Source organism: Microvirga vignae, assembly GCF_001017175.1.
GTDB classification, from domain to species: domain Bacteria; phylum Pseudomonadota; class Alphaproteobacteria; order Rhizobiales; family Beijerinckiaceae; genus Microvirga; species Microvirga vignae.
This window is the reverse complement of sequence record NZ_LCYG01000049.1, coordinates 1-6,179: the sequence shown is the minus strand read 5'-3', so window position 1 is coordinate 6,179 and position 6,179 is coordinate 1. Positions and strand designations below refer to the sequence as shown.

The 6,179-nt window shown below is 62.5% G+C and carries 6 protein-coding genes; 3 read left to right on the top strand and 3 right to left on the bottom strand.

What is annotated here, in order from left to right:
* Positions 1-529 (top strand): IS6 family transposase (locus tag AA309_RS18770; protein WP_047190550.1); only part of this gene is annotated, 529 nt, incomplete at its 5' end.
* Between the two features lie 375 nt (positions 530-904).
* On the opposite strand, the gene katG is transcribed toward AA309_RS18770, so the two are convergent.
* Positions 905-3,145, bottom strand: coding sequence for a catalase/peroxidase HPI (gene katG, locus AA309_RS18765; RefSeq protein ID WP_047190549.1), 2,241 nt, complete (start codon positions 3,143-3,145; stop codon positions 905-907).
* Between the two features lie 871 nt (positions 3,146-4,016).
* Between katG and AA309_RS18760 the strand changes: the two genes are divergently transcribed.
* Both AA309_RS18760 and AA309_RS34435 read left to right on the top strand, forming a co-directional pair.
* Positions 4,017-4,682 (top strand): Hsp20/alpha crystallin family protein, encoded by a 666-nt coding sequence (locus AA309_RS18760; protein WP_047190548.1) that lies wholly within the window; start codon positions 4,017-4,019, stop codon positions 4,680-4,682.
* A 293-nt stretch (positions 4,683-4,975) separates the two neighbouring features.
* A complete protein-coding gene (locus tag AA309_RS34435) occupies positions 4,976-5,332 on the top strand; it encodes a hypothetical protein (RefSeq protein WP_150117640.1) in 357 nt (118 codons plus the stop codon).
* On the opposite strand, the gene AA309_RS18750 is transcribed toward AA309_RS34435, so the two are convergent.
* Positions 5,318-5,569 carry an LOTUS domain-containing protein gene (locus tag AA309_RS18750; protein WP_047190546.1) on the bottom strand — a complete coding sequence of 84 codons (252 nt, stop codon included), beginning with the start codon at positions 5,567-5,569 and terminating at the stop codon, positions 5,318-5,320. The two genes, AA309_RS34435 and AA309_RS18750, sit on opposite strands and share 15 nt — an antisense overlap.
* Positions 5,570-5,741: 172 nt before the next feature.
* Positions 5,742-6,056: a helix-turn-helix domain-containing protein gene (locus AA309_RS18745; RefSeq protein ID WP_047190545.1), complete on the bottom strand. Its 315-nt coding sequence runs from the start codon at positions 6,054-6,056 to the stop codon at positions 5,742-5,744.
* Between the last annotated feature and the right edge of the window lie 123 nt (positions 6,057-6,179).

Genomic DNA, 6,179 nt, shown 5'->3' with positions numbered 1-6,179 from the left:
TATGCCCGAATCTTCTTGCGGGGTGGGGGCCGTCCACATATGGCACATGGACGAAACCTGCATCAATGTCCGCGGGCGTTGGACGTATCTCTACGGGGCGATCGACAGCAACGGTGACACGGTCGAGTTCTGGTTCAGCGAAAGGCGAAATCTAACCGCTGCTAAACGGTTTCTACGCAAGGCGCTGAAGCGGCACGGTCGTCCAGAGCGGATTGTGATCGACGGCAGCCAGACGAACCGCGGGGCGATCCTGTCATGTGACGCAACGAACCAACTGGAATACCGATCAGGGCGGAAGCTGAAGCCGATCCGCATCCGACAAAGTGCTTACCTCAACAAGCGCATTGAGCAGGATCATCGGGCCATTAAGAGGCGGATACGGCCAATGCTCGGGTTCAAGTCCATCCCCAGCACTCGCGTGATCCTTGGCGGTATCGAGATGGTGCACATGATGCGCAAACAGCAGGCGAAGTATGCCTGCAATCGGCAGCTATCCCTCGCGGATCAGTTTGAGTTGCTCGCCGCATAAGCGCCTACCGTTCACTCTGGCATCTCTGTGTCTATTACCAGAAATTGCGACAGAACCACATCTTGCCTCACCCTTCCTCGCTGACGCAGGCCATAGACCCGCGTCAGGAAAGAAATAGTTGCGACAGAACCATCGAGATGGTGCACATGATGCGCAAACAGCAGGCGAAGTATGCCCGAAATGTACAATTATCGCTCGCCAGTCAGTTCAAGCGGCTCGCCGCATGAACTCCGACCAATGATTGTTCCCATTTCTTCGGCTCAAGTGAGAATCTGCGACAAAACCTATTAGCTTCGTTGCACCCAAATTCCCCCGCAAGTGGGGCAAGTGATCCTAAGGCAACGCCCCTCGGGAACCGCTACATTCTGAGAGCACTCAGGACATCGAGGTTGCCCGGGCCTGCGCGAGCAGGTCGTACCGATCGAGGTTCATGACCTTGTTCCAGGCCGCCACGAAATCGCGCACGAACTTCTCCTTCGCGTCGTCGCTGGCGTAGACCTCGGCCAGCGCACGGAGCTGGGAGTGCGCGCCAAAGACGAGGTCGGCCGCCGTCGCGGTCCACTTGACCTTGCCCGCCGCACGATCGGTTCCTTCGTAGACGTTCTCGGCCGAAGCCGCCGGCCTCCACGCGGTGCCGGCGTCGAGCAGGTTGACGAAGAAGTCGTTGGTCAGCGTTCCGGGCCGGTCGGTGAAGACGCCGTGCTTCGACGCCCCGTGGTTCGCGCCCAGGGCACGCAGGCCGCCGACGAGGACCGTCATCTGCGGCGCGGTCAGCCTCAACAGGTTGGCGCGATCGAGCAGCCGGGTCTCCGGCGACAGCGGGTCCTTCGCCCGCAGGTAGTTGCGGAACCCATCGCCGACCGGCTCAAGCACCTTGAAGGTGTCCATGTCGGTCTGCTCCTGCGAGGCGTCCGTGCGACCGGGCGCGAACGGGACGGTCACGTTGTGCCCTGCCTTCCGGGCCGCCTCCTCGACGGCGGCGCATCCGCCCAGAACGAGCAGATCGGCCAGGGAGACCTTCTTGCCGCCCGACTGCGACTTATTGAAGTCCTGCTGGATCCTCTCGAGGGCCTTCAGCACGGCAGACAGCCGGGCCGGCTCGTTGGCTTCCCAGTCCTTCTGCGGCGCGAGGCGGATCCGGGCTCCGTTGGCGCCGCCGCGCTTGTCGGTGCCGCGGAAGCTGGCCGCCGCGTTCCAGGCGGTCGAAACGAGGTCCGGGATGGACAGGCCCGAGGCGAGGATCTTGCGCTTGAGGGCGGCGATATCCTGCTCACCGACCAGCTCGTGGTCGACTGCCGGGACCGGGTCCTGCCACAGCTGCGGCTCCGGCACCCACGGCCCGAGGTAGCGCGCGCGGGGACCCATGTCGCGGTGGAGCAGCTTGAACCACGCTCGGGCGAACGCGTCGGCGAGCTGGTCCGGATTCTCGTGGAAGCGTTTCGCGATCGGTGCGTAGATCGGATCGACCTTCAACGCGAGGTCCGTCGTCAACATCATCGGCGCGTGGCGCTTGCTCGGGTCGTGCGCATCCGGCACGGTGCCCTGGGCCTCGGGATTCTTCGGCTTCCACTGCTTCGCGCCGGCGGGGCTCTCGGTCAGCTCCCACTCGTACTTGAAGAGGTTCTCGAGAAAGCCGTTGTCCCACTTCGTCGGGTTGTCGGTCCAGGCGCCCTCGAGGCCGCTCGTGATGGTGTGAGGGCCCCTGCCGGTTCCATACTTGTTCTTCCAGCCGAGGCCCTGGTCCTCGAGACCGGCGCCCTCGGGCTCCGGACCGACGTTCCCGACGGCGGGGGCGGAGCCATGCGTCTTGCCGAACGAGTGGCCGCCGACGATGAGCGCAACCGTCTCCTCATCGTTCATCGCCATGCGAGAGAACGTCTCGCGGACGTCCCGGGCGGCGGCCTTCGGATCGGGATTGCCGCCGGGCCCCTCGGGATTCACGTAGATGAGGCCCATCTGGACGGCACCGAGATGGCCGTGCAGCTCCCGGTCGCCGCTGTAGCGCTCGTCTCCTAGCCAGGTGTCTTCAGGGCCCCAGAAGATGTCCTCGGGCTCCCAGACGTCGGGCCGGCCGAAGCCGAAGCCGAACGTCTTGAACCCCATCGATTCCATGGCCACGTTGCCGGCCAGGACCAGCAGGTCGGCCCAGGAGATCTTCTGGCCGTACTTCTTCTTGATCGGCCAGAGCAGCCGGCGCGCCTTGTCGAGATTCGCGTTGTCGGGCCAGCTGTTCAGGGGAGCGAAGCGTTGCTGGCCTTCGCCGCCGCCGCCGCGCCCGTCAGCAATGCGGTACGTGCCAGCGGCATGCCACGTCATGCGGATGAAGAGCGGCCCGTAATGGCCGTAGTCCGCCGGCCACCAGTCCTGCGACTTCGTCATCAGCTCGACGAGATCCCGCTTCAGCGCCTCGACATCGAGGGACTTGAACTCCTCCGCGTAGTCGAAGTCCTCCTGCATCGGATTCGACAGGTGGGAGTGATGGTGGAGCACCGAGAGGTCCAGCTGATTCGGCCACCAGTCCTTGTTCGTCCTCGGCCGGATGGTCTTGGGAATCGGGGAGGGGATTACGGGGTTCTCGCTCTCGCTAACGCTTCGAGTGTGTTCCTTGTCGGGCATGCGGCGTTCTCCTCTCTGCTACGGCTGGCGGTCTCTGACCAATCTAGTTGAAATCGACAATGTCAGGGCGATTCTGGCGAAAGTCGCTTGAGCAGTCCAACGACTAATCTTCGTTACAATCCGTGACGGATGCCGGGAGCCGAAGCCGCGGATCGGCAACATCAAAGCCGCTATGCAAAAGGAGACCAGGATACCCGGCGTAGCGGTGCGCGGCTAGTCCACCGCGCCGAGGTGAGGGCCACCGACCTTCGTTCAACACATCGGAGCCAGCTGCGGGGTTATTTCTCCATAGCCCTGGCGCAGCCAGCGCCCGCCCCTCAAGGTGCGGCGCACTCCTATCGAATGATAACCATCGCGCGTGGTGTCGAACTCGAACTGAAATCTTTCCAGTTTCTGCTCAATAAGCTGCGTCCGCCTTTTAGGGGTCATCGCAGAATCCTCCCGAGATCCTACGCTAAGCCCCTTTGAGAAACTTCGAGCGCAGATTTCGGAGCGAGCAGAAGTGATTGTTGAGAGCCTCGCCGGGCTAGACATAATCCCGTTGAAGCAAATGGGCCCTCTACGGTGCGGCATAGGTCAGGCATTCATCCGACAGGTGCACCCCGTTGGGTAAATGTTAGAATCGCAACCGGACTGAGGCGCAAAAAGCCTTGTTCTACGCGTAGTTGCTCGCACAGAGGACGAGGATCTGAGTTAGTTCCGGGATCCTTAGCGTAGGATCTCGGGAAGGTTCTGCGATGCCCCAACTTCTCCTGGAGCGGAACCAGAAAGCCTGGAACGCAATTCTTCTTCAGCCGCTCCGCGTCAAGCGCGACGGTCAATTCCCTGCCGGCGTGGAGCGGATCCAGACTTCAAATGAAGGAGGAGCGCCATGGCCCGCAATCCATTGACCCCTTTCCGCTCTGGGTTCGGCCTCCTGGGAGGGGATGACCCATTCTTCTCGCTTCACCGGGAGATGAACCGTCTCTTCGACGACGTCCTGCGCGGCACTGGCCTGCCCAGCACGGGCCAGCAAGGCGAGGGCGGCAACTTCATCACCGCGCAGATGAACGTGTCGGAGACACAGAATGAGATCCGCATCACGGCGGAGCTGCCGGGCGTCAGCGAGCAGGACATCGACATCAGTCTCGAAGACGACATGCTCACGATCCGGGGAGAGAAGAAGTTCGAGCGCACGGACGAGAAGGAGAACTTCCACTTCATGGAGTGCTCCTACGGCACCTTCCAGCGTTCGGTGCGGCTTCCCTTCCCGGTCAATCCGGACCAGGTGCAGGCGGGATATGAGAACGGCGTGCTCACCGTGACCGTGCCGAAGACCGGACGGCCTGAGCGGTCGCACCGCATCCAGATCCAGGGGCGTGCCGCGGGCGGACCGGGTGGACAGGTCATCGAGGGCACCCAAGCCGGGCAGGGCACGACCGGCGTTGGCGAAGGAAGCCAGCGCGGGGGCGCTGGCAGCGAAGCACCGCAAGCAAAGCAGGGAGCCAAGCAGGGCAAAGGGGCGTCGGAAAAGGCGTCGCGCGCTGCCGGCAAATGAGCTCCGCAGCGAGCGGCGAGAGAGCCTTGAAGGGCTCCCGCGCCAATCCGGTCTGCTCCGTGAACAGAGCCCTTGAGGAGGATCCTGCGTCTGCCTGCAGGGTCCTCCCATGACCCGCATAGCCGATAGATCTTCTGGCCGGTGCGCTGGCCGATAGTAGGGATCATGTGACCCAGCAAGGCGCATGCTGCTGGCCAGAGGGATCTCTCAATTCGCGATGACTTCGGCGCGGGCAGCCTCTCATCTGCGCTCTCGTCCTGAAGGGTTGTGTCTGGACTGCTCCAGGGGACCTGATGCTGTCATTCCTGCGCGTCGAGGAACTCGGCTACCGTGTATTCTTCCGGATTATCGCCCCGGCAGACGAAGTCCAGATAGTCCTCCGGAACCCCGTCAAGGCTTCTGACAACCCGAGGCTTCTTCTCACCATCATAGTAGGGCAGCAGGCTCTCCTCATCGGCCTCGCCGTGGCCTCATACTCAAGCGCATGGAGAAGGCTGTCCACATCCTCAGCAATGGCGAAGATCGCGGTTGGCTCTCCGTCGGCCGTGACGTTGAGGCGGTACAGCTTCATCGGTCGCAAGCCTTTCTGCAACTGTTCAGGCTATATGTCCGGTCAGCAAAGAAGCCCATGTAAGTTATGTCTGGATTAAAGACGTAGATTCGAACCAGACGCCGATCCTATATGGCCCCTCCAGATGCGGCGAGACGCTGGTCGAGTAGAAGTCGAGATAGCGCTCGATCAGGTCGGCCAGAGAGGCGTAGCCGAGCTGGCGGTTGAGCCTGATCTCCTCGAACTCGTCGAAGTGCGCATGGACCTTCTTCAGGTACAAGAGATTACCGAGCTGCCCGATCAGGTCCGCGGCCTGATCAACCGCCCTCTTGGTCATCCGGTACATTCTCGGGCCTAGCTAGGAAAACGGGGGCGGCGGTACATCCGCGCCACCCCCGCTTGTCACGGTCTGGTCCTTGGGAGGGCCGAACGCCTCAATGGTAGCCTGATCCTGAACCGCCGCACTGCGACTAGGCCGCCCATTCGGCTAAAGGAGGACGCCGCTCTCGTTAATCGGCCAGGGTTTCCTCGACGATGCGCGGGTTGCGGTCCAGCAGCGCCAGCAGCACCCGAGCCGGCCCTTGCGGCGAGCGGTGGCCCTGCTCCCAGTTGCGCAGGGTCGCAACCGGAACACCAATCCGGCTGGCGAAAGCCGCCTGCGAGAGGCCCGTCTTCCGCCGGATGGCCGCCACGTCGATCGCCTCCGGAACATGCACTCGGGATCGGGGAACCACGCGCGGATGAGGATCAGGTTTATTCTCAGGCTGCGCGAGAGCGTTGGTCAGTCTTCGCAGAACCCGATCGAAATCGTCATCAGCGCCCATTGGTCGATGCCTCCACCACGGCAGGAGCTATGTCGTTGACGCACTCCGTCAACGACGGACTCCGTCAGCGACGGCATTGTCGGGTTGAGAGGTCAACCAAATCGACAGCACGGGACAGGCGGA